The sequence below is a fragment of the Chryseobacterium hagamense genome (assembly GCF_007991455.1).
Lineage (GTDB): Bacteria > Bacteroidota > Bacteroidia > Flavobacteriales > Weeksellaceae > Chryseobacterium > Chryseobacterium hagamense.
On the sequence record NZ_BJYJ01000018.1, the window covers coordinates 46,469 to 69,112 of the forward strand.

Annotated in this window: 19 protein-coding genes and 1 tRNA gene; 12 read left to right on the forward strand and 8 right to left on the reverse strand. The window is 44.1% G+C overall.

All coding sequences use genetic code 11. The features are described from left to right. Positions 1-120 precede the first annotated feature (120 nt). The 4 genes from CHA01nite_RS14435 to CHA01nite_RS14450 all read left to right on the forward strand — a co-directional run bounded on the left by CHA01nite_RS14435 (position 121) and on the right by CHA01nite_RS14450 (position 4,856). Entirely contained in the window at positions 121-2,625 is a 2,505-nt protein-coding gene (locus tag CHA01nite_RS14435) for a fibronectin type III domain-containing protein (RefSeq protein ID WP_146942569.1), read from the forward strand. 120 nt (positions 2,626-2,745) lie between these two features. Beyond that, positions 2,746-3,204 carry a DUF1801 domain-containing protein gene (locus tag CHA01nite_RS14440; RefSeq protein ID WP_146942571.1) on the forward strand — a complete coding sequence of 153 codons (459 nt, stop codon included), beginning with the start codon at positions 2,746-2,748 and terminating at the stop codon, positions 3,202-3,204. Then, positions 3,179-3,838, forward strand: coding sequence for a YiiX/YebB-like N1pC/P60 family cysteine hydrolase (locus CHA01nite_RS14445; protein WP_146942573.1), 660 nt, complete (start codon positions 3,179-3,181; stop codon positions 3,836-3,838). The genes CHA01nite_RS14440 and CHA01nite_RS14445 overlap by 26 nt, the downstream gene beginning before the upstream one ends. Before the next feature lie 706 nt (positions 3,839-4,544). After that, on the forward strand, positions 4,545-4,856 hold the full coding sequence (locus CHA01nite_RS14450) for an NIL domain-containing protein (protein WP_146942575.1): 312 nt from the start codon (positions 4,545-4,547) through the stop codon (positions 4,854-4,856). Between the two features lie 470 nt (positions 4,857-5,326). On the opposite strand, the gene murA is transcribed toward CHA01nite_RS14450, so the two are convergent. Beyond that, a complete protein-coding gene (gene murA / locus CHA01nite_RS14455; protein ID WP_146942577.1) occupies positions 5,327-6,634 on the reverse strand; it encodes a UDP-N-acetylglucosamine 1-carboxyvinyltransferase in 1,308 nt (435 codons plus the stop codon). A gap of 2 nt (positions 6,635-6,636) precedes the next feature. After that, positions 6,637-7,314: a DUF4290 domain-containing protein gene (locus CHA01nite_RS14460; protein WP_146942579.1), complete on the reverse strand. Its 678-nt coding sequence runs from the start codon at positions 7,312-7,314 to the stop codon at positions 6,637-6,639. Positions 7,315-7,506: 192 nt separating this feature from the next. Between CHA01nite_RS14460 and CHA01nite_RS14465 the strand changes: the two genes are divergently transcribed. Then, on the forward strand, positions 7,507-8,940 hold the full coding sequence (locus CHA01nite_RS14465; RefSeq protein WP_146942581.1) for an alpha-amylase: 1,434 nt from the start codon (positions 7,507-7,509) through the stop codon (positions 8,938-8,940). Between the two features lie 139 nt (positions 8,941-9,079). Here the strand turns inward: CHA01nite_RS14465 and CHA01nite_RS14470 are convergent, their stop codons facing one another. Then, positions 9,080-9,493: a thiol-disulfide oxidoreductase DCC family protein gene (locus CHA01nite_RS14470; RefSeq protein ID WP_146942584.1), complete on the reverse strand. Its 414-nt coding sequence runs from the start codon at positions 9,491-9,493 to the stop codon at positions 9,080-9,082. 10 nt (positions 9,494-9,503) lie between these two features. Further along, positions 9,504-9,965 (reverse strand): heme-binding domain-containing protein, encoded by a 462-nt coding sequence (locus CHA01nite_RS14475; RefSeq protein WP_146942586.1) that lies wholly within the window; start codon positions 9,963-9,965, stop codon positions 9,504-9,506. A 448-nt stretch (positions 9,966-10,413) separates the two neighbouring features. On the opposite strand from CHA01nite_RS14475, the gene katG reads away from it, so the two are divergent. Both katG and CHA01nite_RS14485 read left to right on the forward strand, forming a co-directional pair. Next, a complete protein-coding gene (gene katG / locus CHA01nite_RS14480; RefSeq protein WP_146942588.1) occupies positions 10,414-12,690 on the forward strand; it encodes a catalase/peroxidase HPI in 2,277 nt (758 codons plus the stop codon). Positions 12,691-12,821: 131 nt separating this feature from the next. After that, positions 12,822-13,025, forward strand: a complete 204-nt coding sequence (locus CHA01nite_RS14485) for a hypothetical protein (protein ID WP_146942590.1) — start codon at positions 12,822-12,824, stop codon at positions 13,023-13,025. Between the two features lie 29 nt (positions 13,026-13,054). Here the strand turns inward: CHA01nite_RS14485 and CHA01nite_RS14490 are convergent. After that, positions 13,055-13,125, reverse strand: a tRNA-Gln gene (locus CHA01nite_RS14490). A 311-nt stretch (positions 13,126-13,436) separates the two neighbouring features. On the opposite strand from CHA01nite_RS14490, the gene der reads away from it, so the two are divergent. Together der and CHA01nite_RS14500 are read left to right on the forward strand one after the other, a co-directional pair. Then, a complete protein-coding gene (der, locus tag CHA01nite_RS14495; RefSeq protein WP_146942592.1) occupies positions 13,437-14,747 on the forward strand; it encodes a ribosome biogenesis GTPase Der in 1,311 nt (436 codons plus the stop codon). Positions 14,748-14,755: 8 nt separating this feature from the next. Then, positions 14,756-15,397 (forward strand): 4'-phosphopantetheinyl transferase family protein, encoded by a 642-nt coding sequence (locus CHA01nite_RS14500; protein ID WP_146942594.1) that lies wholly within the window; start codon positions 14,756-14,758, stop codon positions 15,395-15,397. A gap of 1 nt (position 15,398) precedes the next feature. On the opposite strand, the gene CHA01nite_RS14505 is transcribed toward CHA01nite_RS14500, so the two are convergent. Continuing rightward, positions 15,399-15,881, reverse strand: a complete 483-nt coding sequence (locus CHA01nite_RS14505) for a GNAT family N-acetyltransferase (RefSeq protein ID WP_146942596.1) — start codon at positions 15,879-15,881, stop codon at positions 15,399-15,401. A gap of 53 nt (positions 15,882-15,934) precedes the next feature. Beyond that, the gene (locus tag CHA01nite_RS14510; protein WP_146942598.1) at positions 15,935-19,855 is read right to left on the reverse strand and encodes a Pls/PosA family non-ribosomal peptide synthetase; all 3,921 of its coding nucleotides are present in this window, start codon (positions 19,853-19,855) and stop codon (positions 15,935-15,937) included. Positions 19,856-19,974: 119 nt separating this feature from the next. On the opposite strand from CHA01nite_RS14510, the gene upp reads away from it, so the two are divergent. Continuing rightward, on the forward strand, positions 19,975-20,625 hold the full coding sequence (gene upp / locus CHA01nite_RS14515) for a uracil phosphoribosyltransferase (protein WP_146942600.1): 651 nt from the start codon (positions 19,975-19,977) through the stop codon (positions 20,623-20,625). Positions 20,626-20,706: 81 nt separating this feature from the next. Here upp and CHA01nite_RS14520 read toward each other — a convergent pair whose 3' ends face one another. Next, positions 20,707-21,360: a ComF family protein gene (locus CHA01nite_RS14520; protein WP_146942602.1), complete on the reverse strand. Its 654-nt coding sequence runs from the start codon at positions 21,358-21,360 to the stop codon at positions 20,707-20,709. An 89-nt stretch (positions 21,361-21,449) separates the two neighbouring features. On the opposite strand from CHA01nite_RS14520, the gene CHA01nite_RS14525 reads away from it, so the two are divergent. Beyond that, the gene (locus tag CHA01nite_RS14525; RefSeq protein WP_146942604.1) at positions 21,450-21,833 is read left to right on the forward strand and encodes an acyl-CoA thioesterase; all 384 of its coding nucleotides are present in this window, start codon (positions 21,450-21,452) and stop codon (positions 21,831-21,833) included. A 347-nt stretch (positions 21,834-22,180) separates the two neighbouring features. After that, positions 22,181-22,627 (forward strand): 6-pyruvoyl trahydropterin synthase family protein, encoded by a 447-nt coding sequence (locus CHA01nite_RS14530; protein WP_146942606.1) that lies wholly within the window; start codon positions 22,181-22,183, stop codon positions 22,625-22,627. Positions 22,628-22,644: the final 17 nt, after the last annotated feature.

A 22,644-nucleotide genomic window follows, 5' to 3' on the forward strand; every position in this document is an offset into this window, starting at 1 on the left:
CAAAAAAAAGTGACTAAATATTTAATTTTTAATGTTTTTAAAATTTAAATATAAAAATTTAGTTAAATTAGTTTTTGTATTGGTTTTTTTATAAATTTACATTTGTAATACTTAGTAAATATGAAATTAAAATTACTTTTTGGAGCTGTCAATACGATGGCTCTGTTCGCAGCCTGTTCCGTGGCTGCACAAAATTATCAGCAGATGCCTGTTTCTTCAGGTTTTAATGCAGATGTGATTGCTAATGGCATAGGATCCTCGGCACTTTCTACCAATAATGACGTAGACGGTGTTTCGTACGCATTTGTTGCCCGTGATTTTCAGCTGACTTCTTCCAGTACTGCTCTTACATACGGGATTCCTACAAATGGACTTATCAGTTCTGCAGTAGCTGCTACTCCGGGCCTGAGTTATCAGCTGGCAAGTTTAAGCGCTAACAACTCGTTGAGGCTGGCTGCTGTAAATGATGCGGGAACTTTAGCCTTTACAACACCAAAAGCAGCTACCAAGCTGTATATGCTTGCCGTTAGCGGAAGCGGTGCTTCAACGGTAAGTGTGGTAGTGAACTTTACGGACGGTACATCACAAACATTCACGGGCGTCAGTGTTTCAGACTGGTATGGTGGAACCAACTACGCTATTCAGGGCATTGGCCGGATTAAAAAGCCCGGAGCAACACCTGCTACCGGCGATGATTCCCCTTCACCGGAAGGCGGTACGAATCCAAGGCTGTATCAGTTCGAGATGGCCATTGATGCTGCCAATCAGACAAAAGCGATACAGAGCGCGACGGTTACAAAGACTGCCGGTTCCGGTCTCCCGAATATTTTTGCCTTCTCAGCCGATGCCTATTCAACCTGTGCACCTCCGGTTCTGCAGGCACCCGCCAGCATCACGGCCACTTCCGCACTGGTATCCTGGACGGCGCCTACCAGCAGTGTCGTAAGCTATGATGTTTATCACAGTACCTCCAATACAACACCTACAAACACAACAACGCCTACTTATGCAGGAGTTACCGGTACCAATACGACCATCGGAGGTCTTACTTCCAACACCAACTACTATTACTGGGTAAGAACCAATTGCAGTACTGCGACAAGCCAGAGCGTATGGTCTTTCGGGGGAACCTTCAAGACGGCATGTTCAACCTTCACGGTTCCTTATACGGAGAATTTCGATGCCACCACTACAGGCTCTTCAACAAATAATAACGCACCGAGCTGCTGGTCTTATCTGGAAAGTGCTTCGTTTGCAGGATACGGATATGTGAGTGCATCAACGCCATATTCTTCACCTAACAGTTATTATTTATATAACTCGAGCGGTGTTACAGGTGGCCAGATGCTGGTTTCTCCTCCTACCGTGAGCCTTTCAGACGGTACCAAGCGGGTGAGATTTTATGCCAGGGCATCATCGGGAACCACTACTACTTTATCGGTAGGTACTTTGTCAAACCCTACGGATCCTGCTTCATTCACACCGATCGGATCTCCTTTGGCTCTGACCGCTACTTACGGAATGTATACCGTAAATATTCCTGCAGGTTCAGATCTTCAGCTTGCTTTCAAACATGGGATGGCTGCTATCAATCAGGGGATGTATATCGATAATATTACCGTGCAAAGCATCCCTTCATGTCTTGAGCCGACCGCTGTTACCACCTCCACTGTAACGACAACCTCAGCAACAGTAAACTGGACGGCTCCTAATCCGGCCCCTGCCAATGGATATAATGTCTATTACAGCACAAGCAGTACACCTCCAACATCTGCGACTGTTTTAGATGCCACCAATTCCGTATCGGCTACAGGTACTTCTGCAACACTGATGAATTTAACGCCTGATACCAATTACTACATATTTGTCAGATCAAAATGCATCGGCAGCGATACCAGTATATGGACCGATCCTTTGACGATAAGAACAGGATATTGTTTGCCTTCGTCTTCCAACCAGAATTCCTGGGTATCGGCTTTCAGTTCTACAGGGGCTGTTACCAATATGGCATACACATCAACTGCGGGCGCAGCCGGCGGATACCAGAATTTAACCTCAACAAATAACAAAATATCCAACGCTGCGGGATCAAGTACTGCGGTATCTTTTACGGCAGGAGGTCCTACGTGCGGATTTGCAGTCTGGGTAGACTGGAACAATAATCTTACCTTTGAAACAACAGAAAGAGTGTTTGTTACTACCGGTTATGTAACCTCTACTTCAGGATCCATTGCGGTACCGGCCGGAACGGCACCGGGAGTTTACAGAATGAGAGTACTAACCGACTTCAATACTTCAGCACCTTCCAATTCATGCGGAGCGATAACAAGAGGAGAGTTTATTGATTTTAAATTTGAAGTAACCGGTGCCTTGGCAACCGCTGAAACCGCTGTAAAGAAAAATGAAATCAAAGTCTATCCGAATCCGTTTACAGATGTTCTTTATATCTCCGATACAAAGGAAATCAAATCGGTTTCTGTAGCAGACGTTTCAGGAAGAGTGGTGAAGACGCTTGAAAATCCTGGAAACGAATTGCATTTAACCGAACTGAATGCAGGCGTATACCTGGTATCGGTAACTTATAAAGACGGTTCCCGGTCAACGGCAAAAGCCATCAAGAAATAATTCAGATTCCTATAGATCTGATAAACAGCTGGACCACAAGTTCAGCTGTTTTTTTTGCCTGAATAAAATCAGGTTTCATTTAAATTTTGTTAATTTGGACAATGATTAAAAACTACGATAATGCAGATAACATCCGCTTCCATTGATGACTACCTCTCACGGATTCCCGGAAACCGGCAGGAGATTTTCAGGAAAATTTTTGACGCGATTAACGATAATCTTCCCGACGGGTTTTGCCAGGGTATGAGTTATGGAATGATCGGTTGGGCGGTTCCTCTGGAAACCTATCCTGCAGGCTATCATTGTACACCGGGCTTACCTTTGCCTTTCATCAGTCTTGCTTCCCAGAAAAACTTTATTGCGCTTTATCATATGGGAATGTATGCGAAGCCCGAATTGCTGGACTGGTTTGTGACAGCCTATCCGAAATATTCAAAAAGAAAGCCGGATATGGGGAAATCCTGCATCCGCTTCAAAAAGATGGATGATATTCCGCTGGAACTGTTAGCGGAACTGAGTAAAAAAATGACTGTTGAAGAGTGGATTGATATTTATGAAACGAATCTTAAAAAGAAATGATTTTCTGCGGCACCTGGCTGTTGCTGTTCTCTTGTTCAATCTGATGACCAGCTGCAGAAGCACACCGGTTTCCGGGCTCGAAAACGGCGATCTGTTGTTTGTAACCGCTAAAGAAACCGGGCTTTCCGGAGCCATCAATAATGTGACCCGCAAACAGGAAAATGCTTCTTTTGACCACATCGGGATGCTGGAAAAAAACAGGGCCGGTAACTTCGTGCTTCATGCCGCACCAAAAAGGGGTTCGCAGAAACAGAGCCTGAAGGATTTTCTGAAAGACCGGAAGAATGACGGACAGCGGGTAATGGTTTACCGCCTGAAACCTCAGTATAAGAAGGCTGTTCCTGCTGCTGTACGTAAAGCCAATTCCATGCTGGGGAAACCCTACAATTTTAATTATATCCTGGATGAAAATTCGTATTACTGCTCAGATTTTGTTGAAAGGGCATTTAGGGATAACCGTATTTTCAAATTGGAACCCATGACTTTCATCGATCCGAAAACCGGAAAAACCAATGCCTTCTGGGAAGAATTTTATCAGAAAAAAAACCTGAAAGTCCCGGAAGGAGAACCCGGCTGCAATCCCAACGGTCTGGCAGCCTCCGATAAACTGGACCGGATCATGGAACTGAAATGATGGGTAGGGCAATTAATAATTAGTAATATTATATGCTTCCTGTTTACCGACGATATGTTCTAATGTAAATTCGGGAGTACTATTTTAACGTGAATTCGAGGTACAAACCGTAAATAAAGGCTTGAAGAGGGAAGCCGGATGCCGGAAGTTTCTCTTGTCAGACATAGGATCAAAGGTCCTGATCATCAAACTGAATAGGTTATCGCTTTTATCAGAGGAGTTCTTATTCAATCCTGAATAACCGGCTTTTTTTTCAATCAGGAACTAGTTTCTCTTATTTTTAAAGTCCTGAGAGGACGGCTTAGTACAGAATAGGATAAAATCCTATCAGAAGCATAAACCGTGTATTTGTTCCGGCAAAATGAGTATTATTTAAAATCCCAACTGAATCACTTTCATTTTTATTTTTGAATTAAATAATCGGCTGAATATGATGATGATACGGTCGGACTCACATTATTTAAAGCAACCGACAGAAAGAGCTTCCGGCATCCATCATCACTCCTCCGGCTGTTTCATCCGAATTCTACTACGGTTCACGCTATTTTTAGATCTTCCTGAATTTCTATTCTTAAAATTAAAATGTTAAAATTGAAAATTATTACCCTACTAATTTTGTAGACTAATAATTTTTTATATTTTTGTCATAGCTAAGCGTTGAAGAAACGGAATCTCTTAATGTATGTCCAACTTTAAAATGTTAAATATGATAATCCCTGCTCCCGGAATTCAGGTTTTGCAGAATACGCTAAACCTTTCTAAGAAAGAACTGGTACTGGAAATAGAACTGAACGGAAAAATAAAGTTCGAACAGCTGATGAATGCGATTTACCATCAGTTCGGGATCTGTCATAAAGTGTTGTCGGCAAATGTAGAATATGTGAACGGAAGGAATTTCGGAACGGTTCAGTTGTACATCAATGTCTATCCGGATGATTTTGAACAGCTGGAATTTTACCTGAATAAAAATAAGCTTTTGAATACCACGGTGGCCTATACCTGCCGGAAATATTTTTAAGTGAGTTCATATTGGTTTTAATTACAGAAAGCGGCCGTCGGTTCATGACGGCCGTTTTATTTTAACGTAAACGCGAAGTAGAATTCGGATAAAAAGGCTGGAAGAGGAATGCCGGATGCCGGAAGTTTCTTCTGTCAAAAAAAGGATCAAAGTTGATCAAACCGCATATTTATTAGTCTATCAAAAAGTCATTCTGTCTAAAATCCTGAATAAAACCGCCTTAATTTTATTTTAATTAAATAAGAGACTGGATATAAATTGAAAGCAATCAAATTGGTATGGTCTTAAAGTCCTGAAAGAAGGGCTTATTACAGGATACGATAAAATCCTAACGGAAATTTGACTGGTTAATTTATCCTACGAAGAATTTTTTGAATTGATTAAATATCTGACTGTAAGTTGAATAAATTCGAATTCACGTAAAATAAAAAAACCGCCTTAAAGGCGGTTTTAAGTATAATCAGATATCATCAGATTCTTTCAATATCGGCACCGATGGCTTTCAGTCGGCCATCAATATTTTCATATCCTCTGTCGATCTGTTCGATGTTGTGGATAATGGATTTTCCTTCGGCGGAAAGGGCGGCGATCAGAAGGGCATTTCCTGCTCTGATGTCCGGGGAAACCATCGTGGTACCTCTTAGCGGGGTTTCCTGGTTTAATCCGATTACGGTTGCCCGGTGCGGGTCGCAAAGAATGATCTGTGCCCCCATATCAATCAGTTTATCTACAAAGAACAGTCTTGACTCAAACATTTTCTGATGAATGAGAAGGCTGCCTCTGGCCTGGGTAGCAACAACCAGGATGATCGACAGCAGGTCCGGTGTAAATCCCGGCCACGGGGCATCAGAGATCGTGAGGATAGATCCGTCAATAAACTTCTGGATTTTATAATGTTCCTGGGCAGGAATAAAAATGTCATCATTACTTTGTTCAAGCTCAATTCCAAGTTTTCTGAAAGTATTCGGAATAACACCCAGCTGGTTCCAGTTCACATTTTTAATGGTGATTTCAGATTTGGTCATGGCGGCAAGACCGATCCACGATCCGATCTCCACCATGTCAGGAAGCATGGTATGTTCGGTTCCGTGCAGGTAGTCTACTCCTTCAACGGTCAGCAGATTAGATCCGATCCCGGTGATGTTGGCTCCCATACGGTTCAGCATTTTACAAAGCTGCTGAAGATAAGGTTCGCATGCGGCGTTGTAAATCCTTGTTTTTCCTTTGGCCAGGGCAGCTGCCATTACAATATTGGCCGTTCCCGTTACGGAAGCTTCTTCCAGAAGAATGAATTTCCCGTTCAGCTCTTTGGCCTTTAACGAATAAAAATATTCTTCTTCATCATAATGAAATTCCGCACCAAGCTCTACAAGGCCCTGGAAATGGGTATCCAGTCGTCGCCTTCCGATTTTGTCACCTCCCGGAGTCGGCATATAGGCTTCGCCGTATCTTGCCAGCATCGGGCCCATCAGCATGATAGATCCTCTCAGTTTGGCTCCGTCTTTTTTAAATTCGCTGGATTTGATGTAATCAAAATTTACCTTGTCGGCTTTGAAAGTATAATCGCCGTGCGCATTCTTCGTAACCTTTACTCCGAAGTCGCCCAAAATCTCAATTAATCGATTAACGTCGTGGATATCGGGAATATTTTTAATCCTTACTTCCTCATCAGTCAATAAAACGGCACACAGAATCTGGAGGGCTTCATTTTTTGCCCCTTGTGGAGTAATTTCACCTTGCAGTCTTTTTCCTCCTCGTATCTGAAATGTTCCACTCATGCTTACTTTCTGTTTTTATTATGATTGTTATTGTTGTTATTGTGTCGTCTCTTGTTGTTCTGGTTGTTCCGGTTGTTGTTCTGGTTGTTCCGGTTGTTGTTTTGGTTATTCCGGTTGTTGTTATTCGTGGTATAGTAGATCTTACTTTTTTCAAGCGTATCGATTCCGGTAAGGTCCAGCCTGTTTTCCGAAAGTTCCTTCAGATGGCGGAAAATCACATCATCCGTTACATGTTCCTTATTATATACATTATAGGATTTCTTCATATTGTTGGCAATTACCTCGATCAGGGCTTCTTTTTCATCTCCCTGCTCAAGTTCGATTGCTTTTTCAATCAGTTGAAGAATACTTTTTCCGTAAAATTTAAAATCACCCTGCAGTTTGGGATATTCCATTTTTTTCGGCTTTTCCTCAAGCTCTTCCTTGGTAGGAAAAGGGTAGGGAGCATCCACATCAAGGTTATGATCGGCTAAAATATACAGATGGTCCCAAAGTTTATGTTTATAATTTTCTTCGTCTCGCAGCTGAGGGTTTCTCTGACCCATAAAATCAATGATTGCCATTGCCATTTCGTTTCTTTCCTCTCTTGAAGGAATCTCTTTGCAACGTTCAACCAACTGTTGTATAATTCTGCCATATTCCGGCAAATGAAGCTGAGTTTTTTGGGTATTGTATTCCATAGTCTGCAAATATATGGATTAATAGAAAAATTGTGCTGAAAATCTTAAAAGTTTATGATTTTTTAATGAATCTTTTCCGGTGGCATTTACCATGGGTTTCATAGCAATACCAAAAAATATTTCTCTGATGATGGAATTTATATCAATAAAAATGTAAATTAGTTAACACATTAATAATTAAAATTTTATCCTATGAAAAAAATACCTTACCTGCTTTCAGTACTTGGGCTGGTGCTGATTCATTCCTGCCGGACCAGTGACGAGATGGTTGCCGGGGATCAAAAAGACCCGGGTGTTCATGATCAGATTGTAAATGTTACCCATCACGACGGGCGTCCTTTCAGTACAGGATCTTCTTCCTCTACAGGAAAATTCGTTGCGGGGCAGGGCGGGAGCGTGCTGATGCAGGGTTTCTACTGGGATGTTCCGGATGGCGGCAACTGGTGGAATACCGTTAAAGGAAAACTCACCGACTGGTCGAACGCGGGAATCGGTGCCGTCTGGCTTCCTCCGGCTTCCAAAGCACAGAACGGTGCCTATTCCATGGGATATGACCCGACGGACTATTACGATTTCGGAAATTATAACCAGAACGGAAGTATCGAGACCCGTTTCGGATCCAGAGCAGAACTTGAGGCGCTGATTACCAAGGCCCATGCGGAAAATATGCAGGTGTATGCCGATATCGTGATTAACCACAACAGCGGCGGACAGTCGGAATACAATCCGTACGTCGGTTCCAATACCTGGACCAATTTTTCAGGAGTCGCTTCAGGGAAATTTCAGAGAAGCTACAATGATTTCTATAAAAATGCTTACGGGAATAATGACGAAGGGGCCTTCGGAGGCTTTCCCGATTTATGCCACGCCAACCCGTATGTGCAGGACTGGCTGTGGGGCAGGGACGATTCTGTAGGCAAGTATTATAAGAACGTAATGAAATTTGACGGCTGGCGGTTCGATTATGTTAAAGGCTTCGGCGCCTGGGTCGTCAACAGCTGGAATTCCGGTGTCGGCGGCTTTTCAGTCGGAGAATTATGGGATTCCAACGTCAATACCCTGGAATCCTGGGCAAACAACGCCAACAGTTCGGTATTCGATTTTGCAGCCTATTATAAAATGGATGAAGCCTTTGATAACGGAAACCTTAATGTCCTGAACGATGATATGATGTGGAAAAGAAACCCTTTTAAAGCGGTAACTTTTGTTGCCAACCATGATACGGATATCATTTATAACAAAATGCCGGCGTATGCTTACATTCTGACCCACGAAGGGTATCCTACCATTTTCTACAGGGATTATGAAGAATGGCTGAATAAAGAAAGGCTGAACAACCTCATCTGGATTCACAACAACAAAGCTACGGGAACGACTTCGATTTTATACACCGATAATGATGAATACATTGCCCGGAGAAACGGCTATAACGGGAATCCGGGTCTGATAGTCTACATCAACAGCTCTTCCAGCTGGCAGGAACGATGGATTCAGACCAACTGGACCAGCCAGCAGATCAAAGATTTTACCGGAAATTCCTCGTGGTATCCAACGACGCAGGGCGACAAATGGGTGAAAATCCAATGCCCGCCCAATTCCTATTCGATCTGGTCTTTAAACCAGTAATTGGTATCCAATCATAAAAACAGAAGACTGCTTTCAAAGAGCAGTCTTCTGTTTACTTGATAATATATTGTCTGATTTTTAAAATGATAAGCCATAATATTGGAAAAGCTTCCTGTTGTTATCTTCCCGCTTCCCACCATTAAACCTGTATAAACTTTTTCCGTTCTTCAGGAGTCGGCAGGTAGCATTTCTGGTTTGCCAGTTTCATCCTGTTTTCCGAAACTTTATCATAAATCTTATCACTGAGAAATTTCGGAATGATTTTTCCAATGGCTGAAAGCTTGTAAATTCCGCCTAAAAGATTGGCTATTTTCAGAACGGCCGCGGATTTTTCCAGATAATATTGGTTCGGTTTCCAGAGATACATGGTGTTGAAAACCTTCGTATCCAGACCTCTCTCAGATAAAAATTCCTGTCCGAAATCCGACTGAAGGGAAGCAAACCTGAACTGGTCTTTCTTATCCCTTTCCAGAATCCACTGTACCCAGAAATTGCAGACTCCACAGTCTCCGTCGAAAAATACAATATGCTTATCCTGCCAGTTCCCTTCCATATCTTTATTTTTAAAGCGCCATTTTTCGCTCTGTTTCCTGTTTTTCCCGTTTAAAATAATCCGTCAGGATCTTTCTTTGTTCATCAGTCAGCTTGGCATCCTGATGGCCGATAAAATAAGATGGCAGAGGCATTTCTTTTTTCTCCACCATTTCTATACATTCCTGCAATTTATGTGCCTGTCTTTTTGGTTCATAGACAGCAAAAGTGGAGAAATTGAGTTCTTTACGTCCTTCATCAATATGGTTTTTTAAGATCCACGAAGAAGGAGCGATGTTGGAATACCATGGATAACGCGTTTCGTTGGAGTGGCAGTCGTAGCAGGAACGGTTCAGGATTGAAGCAACTTCGGGCGGGGTATTTTTAATTTTAATAAAATCCATCCCCGGAGTAGGGGCAGGATTGGTTTTATCGATCGGAAAAAACTGGATGATAATAAATGCTACAAGAATAACGAGTAATACTTTTTTCATAGTTTGATGTTTAAATTTGATATTTAAAATTACTCATATCAGCAGGTAATGTATGTATTCAGAATCTATTTTTGGATCACAGCAAGACATTAATCTTATACATTGTGTTTTCCAGACAGAACCTCTTTATGTGGTATATTTTAAATGGATAAAGATAATTAAATTTTTTATAACAAAAAATAACAGACGCTGGTGAAAAATCAATTTTATCACACATTATTATTCATATAAATATTTAACTTTTTATTATATTCCATTTCATTTAAAATTGATTAATTTAATTGCACCATAAAGCAGATTTGACAATTGCCTCATCATGATTATTGTAATTATTGTTTTTAGCTATTGTAAAAATATTTTTGATAGATTGTATATATGGTGACGCCTTTGTAAGTTTGCCTTACTTAAAAATAAAAACTGTTTATCAACATAAAAAAATTAAAACGATATGGAAAATACTTCAGGAGACATCAGCAAATGTCCTTTTCACAACGGCAGTATGAAAAAAGAAAACGTAGCCGGCGGTGGCACCCAGAATAAAGACTGGTGGCCGGATCAGCTGCGCGTGGATATTCTCCGTCAGCATTCCCGCCTCTCTGATCCGATGGATGAAGGGTTTGATTATGCGGAAGCCTTCAACAGCCTGGATCTGGAGGCCGTAAAAAAAGACCTTCACGCACTGATGACGGATTCCCAGGACTGGTGGCCTGCTGATTTTGGTCATTACGGTCCGCTGTTTATCCGTATGGCCTGGCACAGCGCAGGAACTTACCGGGTGGGCGACGGAAGAGGCGGTGCCGGAGCGGGCCAGCAGCGTTTTGCCCCATTGAACAGCTGGCCGGATAATGTAAGCCTTGATAAAGCAAGAAGACTGCTTTGGCCGATTAAGCAGAAATACGGCAAGAAAATTTCGTGGGCGGATCTGATGATCCTTACCGGAAATGTGGCTTTGGAATCTATGGGCTTTAAAACCTTCGGATTTGCGGGCGGCCGTGAAGATGTTTGGGAACCGGATATGGATGTGTACTGGGGTGCGGAAAAAACATGGCTGGGCGGAGACTTGCGGTATTCCCAGGGTTCAGACGGGGTTGAAGGCCATGGTGTACTTTCGGCAGATGATGATGCAGACGGTAAGATCCATACCCGTGATCTTGAAAAGCCTCTGGCTGCCGTACAGATGGGACTGATTTACGTAAATCCTGAAGGACCGGACGGAAATCCGGATCCCGTAGCCGCTGCCAAAGACATCCGAGATACCTTCGGAAGAATGGCAATGAATGACGAAGAAACGGTTGCGCTGATTGCCGGAGGGCATACTTTCGGAAAAACCCATGGCGCAGGGCCGGCCGATCATGTAGGCAAAGAACCTGAAGCCGCGGGCATCGAAGCCCAGGGGTTCGGGTGGGACAACAGCTTCCGATCCGGGAAAGGCCCCGATACCATTACCAGCGGACTGGAAGTGACCTGGACGGAAACCCCGACCGAATGGAGCAATTATTTCTTTAAAAATCTTTTCGAAAACGAGTGGGAGCTGACCAAGAGCCCTGCCGGAGCCCATCAGTGGGTAGCTAAAAATGCAGACGCCATCATTCCGGATGCTTTCGACCCTGAAAAAAAGCACCGGCCCACGATGCTGACAACGGATCTTTCTTTGAGGATAGATCCTGAATACGAAAAAATTTCCAGACGCTTCTACGAAAACCCGGAAGCGTTTGCCGATGCTTTCGCCAGAGCCTGGTATAAGCTGACACACCGTGATATGGGGCCGAAAGCCCGGTATCTTGGACCGGATGTTCCTTCGGAAGAGCTGATCTGGCAGGACCCGATTCCGGAAGTGGACCACGCCCTGATCAACAATTCGGATATCGAAGCCTTGAAATCTAAAATCCTGGATTCGGGACTGAGTGTTTCCGAACTGGTTTCTACGGCATGGGCTTCCGCTTCTACCTTCAGGGGAAGTGACAAAAGAGGAGGTGCCAACGGTGCACGGATCCGTCTGGCTCCGCAGAAAGACTGGGAGGTGAATAACCCTGTCCAATTGCAAAAAGTATTGAGCGTTCTTGAAAATATTCAGAAAGAATTCAATGAAACCCAGACCGGCGGTAAAAAAGTTTCCCTGGCCGATCTGATCGTTATTGCAGGAAGTGCCGCCGTAGAGAAAGCCGCTAAAAATGCCGGGCATCATGTGATCGTCTCTTTCGTACCTGGAAGAATGGATGCTTCCCAGGAGCAGACCGATGTGGAATCCATGAAATACCTGGAACCCGCAGCGGACGGATTCAGGAACTACCTTAAGAAAAAATTTTCCGTTTCTACAGAATCTTTATTAATCGATAAAGCCCAGCTCTTAACGCTTACCGCTCCGGAACTCACTGTACTGATCGGCGGAATGAGATCGTTAAACGCCAATTACGACGGGTCTTCCCACGGAATCTTTACACAGAATCCGGGTGTTTTAAGCAATGATTTCTTTGTGAATCTCCTGGATATGAGCACGCAGTGGAAAGCCGCTTCCGATGATAACGAGCTGTACGAAGGGACCGACAGAAAAACCGGCGATAAAAAATGGACGGCCACCCGCGCCGACCTGGTTTTCGGATCCAACTCCGAACTCCGGGCAATCGCTGAAGTTTACGCCAGCGCCGATGCCCAACAGAAATTCGTGAACGACTTCGTATCAGCCTGGGTCAAGGTGATGAACCTGGACCGGTTTGATATTAAGTAATTTTATAAATAGTGTTTTAAGTGATGAAGGCAGCCTTTGGGTTGCCTTTTTTTGTTTTCCTTATGGCTTTCCGTATTTTTCAGAACTATTTCCGTTCTAGTTTTGCCGTCTCATTAATATAAAATTTGATTATGAAAAAATTAGTTTGGTTTGCTTTAGCAGCATTGACTGTTAATTCCTGTAAAGAAACAGGAGGTGGGGACGACAACAGTCCGGAATATTGTAAGTATAATGGACATCAGCTTTATGTAGGTGAAAAAGGAGGCTGCTATTATTTATCTTCCGGAGGCAATAAAGAATATGTAGATAAAAAATATTGTGCAAGCTGTAATTAAAAAAGCCATCCTTTTCAGGATGGCTTTCGTAGACCCACAGGGATTCGAACCCCAGATGACTGAACCAAAATCAGTAGTGTTACCGCTACACCATGGGTCTGTGTTTCTGTACCGCGAAATTAGAAAAATTATTTCAAAAATAAAAACGATACACCAAGATTAATTGATGAAAAATTACACGTAAAGCTTTTATTTATTGATAGTCAAAGAATTAATTTTGTGATATTTTACCGATGCAAATTTCCAGGGGCTTGAAATTTGAATTGGTCTCCGAAAGGCAGGTTTGCCGGCAGGATCATTTGAATGAAATAAAAATCCTATCTTTGCAAAAAAAATTGGGCTCCAAAAGTTGGAGTAACCCATTGATAATCTTGTCCTGAGCTTTGTCGAAGGATTATTAAACATTTTTTTATGTCGAATATTGTTGCAATCGTTGGGCGTCCCAACGTAGGAAAATCCACTTTGTTTAACCGTCTGCTGGAGAGGAGAGAAGCCATCGTCGATTCTACGGCAGGGGTAACCCGTGACCGTCACTACGGGAAATCCGACTGGAACGGGGTTGATTTTACGGTTATCGATACCGGAGGATATGATGTGAACAATGATGATGTGTTCCAGGGGGAAATTTCAAAACAGGTGCAGCTGGCAGTGGATGAAGCAACGTCCATTATCTTCATGCTGAATGTGGAAGAAGGCCTAACCGATACCGATTACGAAATCTATGAGATGCTCAGAAGATCGAACAAGCCGGTTTACATCGTAGTAAACAAGGTGGATTCATCCAAAGAAGAACTTGCTGCTACCGAATTCTACCAGCTGGGCATTGAGAAATACTATACTTTATCTTCCGCTACCGGTTCGGGAACTGGTGATCTGTTGGATGACATTGTAAAAGATTTTCCGACTACGGAATACAAAGATCCGTTTGAAGGATTACCGAAAATTACCATCGCCGGACGTCCGAACGTAGGGAAGTCTACCATGACCAATGCCTTACTTGATGCCGACCGGAATATCGTAACCGATGTGGCAGGAACCACCCGGGACAGTATCCAGACGCTATACAACAAATTCGGACACGAATTCGTACTGGTAGATACTGCCGGAATGAGAAGAAAATCAAAAGTTTCCGAGGATCTGGAATTTTATTCCGTGATGCGTTCCATCCGTTCCATCGAATTTTCCGATGTGGTCGTTATTATGGTGGATGCTACTTTAGGCTGGGAATCCCAGGATATGAATATTTTCGGACTGGCACAGAAAAACAGAAAAGGGATCGTTATTGTGGTCAACAAATGGGATCTGGTAGAAAACAAGCAGACCAACACCACCCGGGATTTTGAAAAATCCATCAGGGATAAAATCGGACAGTTCAGTGATATTCCGATTCTCTTTGTATCGGCACTGACGAAGCAGAGAATTTTAAAAGTGGTGGAAACCGCCATGGTCGTATACGAAGACCGTAAAAAGAAAATCAAGACTTCAAAACTGAATGAAGTCATGCTGCCGATCTTTGAAGGAACGCCGCCGCCGGCCAATAAAGGAAAGTATATCAAAGTTAAATATTGTGTACAGCTTCCGACGCCGTCGCCGCAGTTCGTGTTCTTCTGTAACCTGCCGCAGTATGTGAAAGAACCGTACAAAAGATTTACCGAAAATCAGCTCAGAAAAGAATTCGGATTTACCGGAGTTCCGATCGAAGTGTATTTCAGACAGAAATAAAAACCGTTATGGAAGTTTGGGCAGGCTACAGTTTTCTTCATCAGACCGACGAACAACAACTGGAAAAACAGTTTGCCCGGCTTCCCGCCCACATCACAGAGCCGGTTTACAGATACAAAATTCCTGTTGACCGGACAGGGAGGATGATCTCCAGAATGTTATTAGAGACCCTGATAAAGAAATATTTTCCTTATCAGGGTTTTTCATGGGATGATTACCGCAAAGAAGCTTCATCAAAGCCTTATTTTGAAGGATCGGATATTCGCTTCAGCAGCGCGCATCATGAAGAAATGAGTATTGTTTGTATAACTGCCGGAAAAACCTGCGGAATCGATTCTGAGGTTTTAAAACCCATTGATCCGTATCTGTATTCCGACTTTCTGCATGCAGAAGAAAAAGGTTTCATTACCGGCCGGAAAGATCCTGTACAATCGTTCTACGACATCTGGACCCGCAAAGAAGCGGTACTGAAAGCTTCAGGCCTGGGAATACGATGTGAACTGAACTCGATCGATGCCCATGCTGATACGGTTACCGTTAATAATCATTCATATTATACAAAACCGGTCTTTTTACCGGGAAAGATGGTCACGCATATAGCTGCTCCTGAAATTATTGACCAATTGTACCTTGAAGAAATCCGGTTCTGATTCAGAGCCACTTTTCATACATCAGCCGGACCGGGGCATATCCCTGTTTCGCAAGCCAGCTTTGCATTGGATGATTGTTGCATAAGGTAAAACGGTAAATCCGCCGGATGTTATCATCTTTATAAGCAGCTTCAAAAGTTTCGTTCAGAGCCGCATAAATTCCCTTTTTACGGTATTCCGGCTTTACATAACCTTCGGAAATATAGAGATCATCGGCGTCACCCAGCTCAAAATTGCTGTCGTCCTTTTCATCGATATATCCGAAAATAAAACCGATGGCCCGGCCTTCCGTCTCTGCAATCAGGAAAGTACCCTTATTTTCTTCCTCGCATTCAATCATAAAGCGGAGGTAATTTTCGCGGATCACCGGCCAGTCGGCGGTATGCTTATTCATTTTCTTTTCCGACAGGTGCAATTCACCCGCCAGCTCATCCGCAACAAGAAGGTTTTCTTTAATGCTGATCTTCCGGATCGTATATTCCATCAGTTATATTTAAATTGTTAAACCATTAATTATTATTTATAACTCATTATAACTCACTTCCCCCTCACCGGGCTTCCGTGCCATGAAGTATCGTCCGATAATACTTCTCCCTTCATCACCAGCGACAGGGCATCTACCGTAACGTGGTCTCCGATTTCAGTATCGTATAAAATGATACTTCTTGTATTGATCGTCGTCTGCCTGCCGATTTTTACCGGTCCGATCTTCATGATCCTGTCTTCAAAAAGATGGGTCTGCGGGCCGCAGTCTTCATTCAGCATGGTTTCATCACCAATGGAAACCATATCGTATTCGGTAATGTCGGTGGTATTCAGCCATACCCTTTTACCGATTTTTACGCCAAGGAATCTCAGGAAGAACGGCAGCCATAAGGTTCCCCGGAGAAAATCGAGAAAAAACTGTACCGGCAGGGCTTCGTACAATGTGGTAACCCCTTCGCTCAGCCATACTTTGAGGCTGTACATCGGCATTTCCGATTTCTTGTATTTTCCTACAAAAATCCATTTGAGCAATGCGGTAAAAAAGAAACAGGGCAGCGCCACAATGCCAAGGTAATAAAAAGGGGAGAATAGCAGCAGGTGATGAATCCGGCCTTCCATAAATTTACTGGTGTAGGCAACATACAATACACTGCAGATAATGACTATCGTCTGCGGAAGAATGATCCTGATGCCTTCGACCAACGCCCTGGCTATTTTCAGCTTTAAAGGCGGATGATAGGTAAGGCCGTCATTGAATCCTTCTGATTTCTGTCTGGACGGCAGCCCGATCGGCGGAGATCCGAACCAGTCTTTTTCCTGTGAACTTTTCAGCTGCTCTTCCGAAGGGGCCTTGCTCAGCACCCCGATCAGCATATGGTCTCCCAGCTCATATCCCTGTGGAACAAGTCCGCTGTTTCCAACGAAGCTATTGTTCCCGATTTTCGTTCTTTCCAGGATGAGCTTTTCATTTCTTACATCGTGTTCCCCCAGGATTACGGCATCGGCAATAAACGAGCCTTCACCGATTTCCAGCAAATGATGGGACACGTCGCTGGCGGTGGATATTTCTGAATTTTTCCCGATTTTCGAACCCATCATCCTGTAAAACCTGCTGATGTATATCGAGGCGAAAAGAGGATGGATCACCACGAGGGACAGATTGAAAATCTGGTCTTTTACCCATTTCCGGTAATACATAAAGCTGTACACCGGATAGATGCCGGGCTTCATTTTATATTGCAGCGCCCTGGTCACTAAACTCACAATCAGTATAAACAACAGGATATAGACGGTAGAAAGAATCGGAGCCTGCCATAAATAGTAGAAGCTGTAATCCGGCGACTGCTCATCGAGATAATACAGGGTGTACAGTGTAGGGGCCAGCGGTAGTACAATGAGCAGCGGAAAGAAAAATAATGAGCAGGCATACAATAAAGCAAACCGGTTCCTTTTTGTTGCAGAAGAAAGTACGGGGGGGGCCAGTTCTTCTCCGGATTTCATTCCTGATTTTTCGGCAGGGCTGCCGTTCCATATTTCACCGTAGCCGATTCTTTTTCCTTCATTCAGGCAGCTCAGGTCCTTCAGTTCCCCGAATTCTTCAATTACCGTATTGCCGCAGACAATGGCGGAAGACCCCAGATAGGCATGCGCTTTAATATGCACTTTCCTGATCCTCAGCATGCCATTTTCTACCGAAGCATTATCGATGCTGCATCCGGAGCTGGTGGTTACATTTTCGTCGATCGTCACCAGGTCTTCGGCAGCGATAGGCAACAGGCTCAGCTGGGCACTGGGATGTACTTTTACACCGAGCAGCTTCAGGTATTTCGGATATAAAGGGGTTTCGACAATAAATTCCGAAGGCATCAGCCTTTTCACGGTTTTCCAAAGCCACCACCTGAAATAGTACCATCCCCAAAGCGGATAATCTCCTTCTTTGATTTTCCCGATCACCAGCCATTTCACGACGATAATCACCAGTGAATATACCGGAGGAATCAGTGTGTATAAAAGAATGGCACTCAGCAACGCGAATCCGGTTCCATAATCATTCAGCTCAAAATAATAGTAGCTCAGGTATGGGAAAAAGATCTGGAAGCTCAGCAATGAAAAAACAGCGAACAGGCAAAGCGTCTGCGCAACATTGCATAAATAATACTGCAGGGTGGAAACCCTTTTGAAAGGTTCCTGATGATGGGCTTCTTCCGGCCTTTTGTGGCTGAGGCATCCGGCAAAAGCGGAAAGCGGACGGTTTTCGTAAATATCTTTTAAAGAAGCATACGGGATGCCTGCTTTCTGTCTCAAATGGGAAACCAGGGTGGCTGCAAGGAGGGAATGGCCGCCAAGGTCTGTGAAGAAGTCCTGTTCCAGGCTGACCGGCTTACCCGGAAATACCCACTGCAGGGTCTGAAGCAGTTTTTCATCAATGGAAGCAGCCGGATCAATGGAAATCCGGTCATTCTTTTCATGAACGGCAAAACTCTCCGGAAGCGGCAGCTTTTTACGGTCTATTTTCCCGCTCGGCATCCTCGGCATTTCTTTCATTTTGATGAGGGCAATAGGAACCATATAGGGTGCCAGGAATCTGGCCACTTCTTTCCGCATTCCTCCTTCATCAAAATCAGCCCCGTGGTTCATAACCGTATACCCGACCAGCTGCCCCTGGCCGTTAGCGTCTTCTTTTACGGCAACTGCTGCGGAAGATACCCCCGGAAGCTGATTCAGTCTGGATTCTATTTCACCCAGCTCGATCCGGTAGCCGCGGAGCTTGATCTGATCATCGATCCTTCCCTGGAAATCAATAAATCCGTCTTCCCGGAAGACCACGGCGTCACCGGTTTTATAAAGGGTATCACCCGGCATTTCGGGAAATGGGTTCCGCAGGAATTTCTGCTCCGTAAGCTCAGGAAGATTGAAGTACCCATTGCTGACGCCCGGCCCGGAAATAATCATTTCGCCCCGTTCACCGCGCGGAACGATGTTCATCTGTTCATCGACAACGGCAACGTGATAATTGGGCAGTGGTCCGCCGATCGTCAGTTCCTGGTCTATGGTCAGAACAGCCATATTGGAAGACACCGTGGTTTCCGTAGGGCCGTAGCTGTTGATAAACGTACGGTAGGGTTTTGCCCATTTTTCCTGTACCTGACGGGTGCAGGCTTCTCCTCCCGTGTTGATGAGCCGGATGGAAGGCACTTCATCGATAATCGCCAGGATGCTTGGCACGGCGTGCAGCACCGTAATTTTATTTTTGGTTAAAACTTCACTGAGTTCATCGATGGCCTTCACAGTAACGGCATCGGCAATCCAGATGGTGGCACCTGAAAAAAGGCTGACCCAGACTTCCTCGCACCACATATCAAATGACACGGAAAATCCCTGATACACAATATCCGTATCTTTTATTCTGATAAAATCCTCTTCGGAACGGATGAGGTGGCAGATGTTGCGGTGGGAAATCGGGATTCCCTTCGGGTTTCCGGTACTGCCGGACGTAAACAGGACATACGCCCAGTCATCAGGCGTGTTGTTCACAGAAACCGCAGGCACAGCTTCTTCCGGTTGGGGAACTATGCCGATCGGGCAGCAGTGGATCTGCGCATCGGTATCGGAAAAATAGGTTTTTACCTGAATATCCGTAAAAACTTTTCTTATGCGGTCTTCAGGCATTTCCCGGTCGAGCGGGATGTACGCGGCGCCGGCTTTCAGGATTCCCAGGATGCAGACCGGAAGTTCCAGGCTTCTGGGATACCAGACCCCGACGCGGTCGCCGGGTTGTACTCCTTCCCTGTGCAGTTGTGCGGCAATAGCATTGCTCCAGCTGTCGAGCTCGCCATAGGTCAAGGTTTTGTCTTTATAAATAAAAGCCGTTTTGTCTTTATAATGTTCAAAAACAGGTAATAAGAGTTGGGGGAGGGTTTCGTCTTTAATAAATTCAGGACAAATCTTTCCTAAAATCAAACTGTTCATCATAGGCCGGGATGTATGTTTTTTGTCGTTTCCTTACACTTGAAAGTACCTTATAAATATACTGTATTTGTCTTTATGTTCCGCCGGTAAATTGTAGTTTTGCAAAATCAAATTAAATATTCATGCTTACGATATTATCACAGGACTTTTCTTTAGTCAACCAATGGATCAATGAGCTTCGCAATGTTGAGGTGCAGCAGGACAGGATGCGTTTCAGAAGGAACATGGAGAGGATCGGAGAGATTGCCGCGTTCGAAATCAGCAAAACGCTTGAGTACAGGGAAGTGGAGATCCGGACGCCTTTGGACAGCGTCAAAGCTAAAGAAATTGCCGTTCAGCCTGTCATCACCACGATTTTGAGAGCGGGCGTCCCCCTGTTTGAAGGGTTGCTGAATTATCTGGACCAGGCCGACTGCGGATTTGTAGCGGCCTACCGGAAGCACGATGCCAACGATTATTTCTCCATCAAGCAGGATTATCTTACGTGCCCAAATATCGAAGGGAGGCCGCTTATCGTCGGAGATCCGATGCTCGCTACCGGTGCTTCTTTGATTGAAGCGATCAAGGACCTGTTAACGAATGGCAAGCCGTCGTCACTTCATATCGTAGCCGCCATTGCTTCAAGACTAGGTATAGAGACTCTTCAGAAAGCTTATCCGGAGGCAAAGATCTGGGTAGGGGCCATTGATGAAGAGCTGACATCCAAAGGCTACATCACTCCGGGACTTGGTGATGCGGGTGATCTGAGCTACGGGGAAAAACTGCAAAGGTAATCAGGAAAGATTCAGGAAATCTTTCATCAGATTCAATAGCAATTTTAAACCCTAAACCATGAATCTTGAATTCCAAATCCGCTACACATCCACCGCCATTACCAATATACTCACCTTATTGTTTCCGGCACTCAGGATTTCCCAGGCAACGGTGGCAAGGGTATTTCCGGTGGTAAAGACATCGTCGATCAGCAGGATATGCTTTCCTGAAATGGCTTGGGTGATGGAAAAGGTATTTTTTGTTTCCAGCCGGTGCTGTTTGTCCTTCAGGGCCTGTGCTTTGGAATAGTGGTTCCTTTTAATTAATTCATGGTCAAACGGAATGTTGTAAAATGCAGACAGACTTTCGGTAAACAGGTGCAGCTGGTTGTATCCGCGTTCTTTCAGCTTTTTCGGGTGGAGCGGAACCGGAACCAGCAGATCGGGTTTTTGATCCTGAAAGTCCAGCTGCCCGGTGGTCCAGCCGGCGAGGATTCTGCCAACATGTTCCCGGCTTCTGTATTTTAAGTCATGAATAATCCGGCGGCTCACGTTTTCTTTTTCAAAGTTCATCAGGGCAAAGGCATTTTCTACCGGAAAGAGAAGGCTGCATTTCTGTTTCATAAAACTGTCGTCCAGATACCCGGTGTGGGTAAAATGAATCTGTTCCATGCAAAGCGGGCAGGTAAGTAATTGAGCATCGATAATCCGGTTGCAGGCAATACAACGGTTCGGAAAGAGAAGATCCGCAATCATTTGTGTGTATTTTTTTTGCTAATATAATAACTTTCGGGATAGGGTGTATTTAATATTTAAGTTTTACTTTTGAATAAATATTGAGGAAGATGAGCCTGATTTTTGAAAAGCAGATGACCGTTACGGAAAAGCATATCGATGCCAACAACCATGTGAATAATGTCCAGTACGTCCATTGGGTGGAAGAAATCGCGACGGAACACTGGGAGGCCGTAAAGCATATCACCGATTATCCCAAAGACATCTGGATGCTGCTGGATCACCATATTCAGTATAAAAAGCAGGTGTTTCTGGGTGATACCCTTACCATCAGGACCTACCCCAAGTCACCGGAAGGCATCCGACAGCCCCGGAAAGTGGAATTTTACTGTAATGATCAGCTGGTGGTGGACTCAACGACCCTCTGGGTACTGGTGGATGCGGAAACGCAGAAAATAAAACGGCTGGAAGGTGACTGGCTGGATAAGCTGTGATAATTGTGGGCTGCTAATTTCATGATGAGGGAAGGTTATTATGCCTGTTTTTACATCAAAACATTCTTTAGTTTATTCTGCGATTTTCCTGTTGCTTTGATGATCATTTAGCCGCTGGTCCAATAGGCTCCTGCGTTCAGTATTTATCATTTCTTTATCCTGTTCAGTATTGATATCCTACCGAGAATTCTTTCGTCCCCACGATCAATAAATTCATGAATTCTTTTCTTATACCGACTGTATTTTCCATCTTGCTGATTTTATGATCAGAGTTAAATAATTTTTCCGGGCTGAAGACAGACAATTAAGCAAACCGAAACTCAAACCAAATTCCTTATCTTTGCAGGATGATACGTATAACAAAAATTTTTACATTCGAAACCGCTCACGTACTGTACAATTACGACGGGAAATGTAAAAATATGCACGGGCATTCCTATAAGCTGTTTGTAACGGTGAAGGGAAGGCCGGTTAATGATTTGGAGAACCCCAAAAACGGGATGGTGGTGGATTTTGGAGATATCAAAAGTATCGTGAAGTCTGAGATTGTAGATGTCTGGGACCATGCCGTTCTGATCAACGGGCTTTCGCCGCACCGCGAACTGGGGGAAGACATGGAAGAGAAAGGCCATAAAGTGATTTACTGTACTTTCCAGCCGACCTGCGAGAATATGCTGTATGCCATTGCGGCCAAAATAAAATCGAAGCTGCCCGAAGGGATTTCCCTGGCTTACCTGAAGCTTCACGAGACCGAAAACTCTTACGGGGAATGGTTTGCAGAGGATAATCAGTAATTTACTCAACAAAATAT

What these genes read in the sequence shown, in the direction of transcription:
- CHA01nite_RS14475 (WP_146942586.1), bottom strand. Translation starts at nt 9,965, where the DNA reads ATGAAAAAAGTATTACTCGTTATTCTTGTAGCATTTATTATCATCCAG.
- CHA01nite_RS14450 (WP_146942575.1), top strand. Translation starts at nt 4,545, where the DNA reads ATGATAATCCCTGCTCCCGGAATTCAGGTTTTGCAGAATACGCTAAAC.
- der (WP_146942592.1), top strand. Translation starts at nt 13,437, where the DNA reads ATGTCGAATATTGTTGCAATCGTTGGGCGTCCCAACGTAGGAAAATCC.
- CHA01nite_RS14445 (WP_146942573.1), top strand. Translation starts at nt 3,179, where the DNA reads ATGAAACGAATCTTAAAAAGAAATGATTTTCTGCGGCACCTGGCTGTT.
- CHA01nite_RS14500 (WP_146942594.1), top strand. Translation starts at nt 14,756, where the DNA reads ATGGAAGTTTGGGCAGGCTACAGTTTTCTTCATCAGACCGACGAACAA.
- CHA01nite_RS14505 (WP_146942596.1), bottom strand. Translation starts at nt 15,881, where the DNA reads ATGGAATATACGATCCGGAAGATCAGCATTAAAGAAAACCTTCTTGTT.
- murA (WP_146942577.1), bottom strand. Translation starts at nt 6,634, where the DNA reads ATGAGTGGAACATTTCAGATACGAGGAGGAAAAAGACTGCAAGGTGAA.
- CHA01nite_RS14530 (WP_146942606.1), top strand. Translation starts at nt 22,181, where the DNA reads ATGATACGTATAACAAAAATTTTTACATTCGAAACCGCTCACGTACTG.
- CHA01nite_RS14485 (WP_146942590.1), top strand. Translation starts at nt 12,822, where the DNA reads ATGAAAAAATTAGTTTGGTTTGCTTTAGCAGCATTGACTGTTAATTCC.
- CHA01nite_RS14465 (WP_146942581.1), top strand. Translation starts at nt 7,507, where the DNA reads ATGAAAAAAATACCTTACCTGCTTTCAGTACTTGGGCTGGTGCTGATT.
- CHA01nite_RS14525 (WP_146942604.1), top strand. Translation starts at nt 21,450, where the DNA reads ATGAGCCTGATTTTTGAAAAGCAGATGACCGTTACGGAAAAGCATATC.
- upp (WP_146942600.1), top strand. Translation starts at nt 19,975, where the DNA reads ATGCTTACGATATTATCACAGGACTTTTCTTTAGTCAACCAATGGATC.
- CHA01nite_RS14520 (WP_146942602.1), bottom strand. Translation starts at nt 21,360, where the DNA reads ATGATTGCGGATCTTCTCTTTCCGAACCGTTGTATTGCCTGCAACCGG.
- CHA01nite_RS14435 (WP_146942569.1), top strand. Translation starts at nt 121, where the DNA reads ATGAAATTAAAATTACTTTTTGGAGCTGTCAATACGATGGCTCTGTTC.
- CHA01nite_RS14440 (WP_146942571.1), top strand. Translation starts at nt 2,746, where the DNA reads ATGCAGATAACATCCGCTTCCATTGATGACTACCTCTCACGGATTCCC.
- katG (WP_146942588.1), top strand. Translation starts at nt 10,414, where the DNA reads ATGGAAAATACTTCAGGAGACATCAGCAAATGTCCTTTTCACAACGGC.
- CHA01nite_RS14510 (WP_146942598.1), bottom strand. Translation starts at nt 19,855, where the DNA reads ATGATGAACAGTTTGATTTTAGGAAAGATTTGTCCTGAATTTATTAAA.
- CHA01nite_RS14470 (WP_146942584.1), bottom strand. Translation starts at nt 9,493, where the DNA reads ATGGAAGGGAACTGGCAGGATAAGCATATTGTATTTTTCGACGGAGAC.
- CHA01nite_RS14460 (WP_146942579.1), bottom strand. Translation starts at nt 7,314, where the DNA reads ATGGAATACAATACCCAAAAAACTCAGCTTCATTTGCCGGAATATGGC.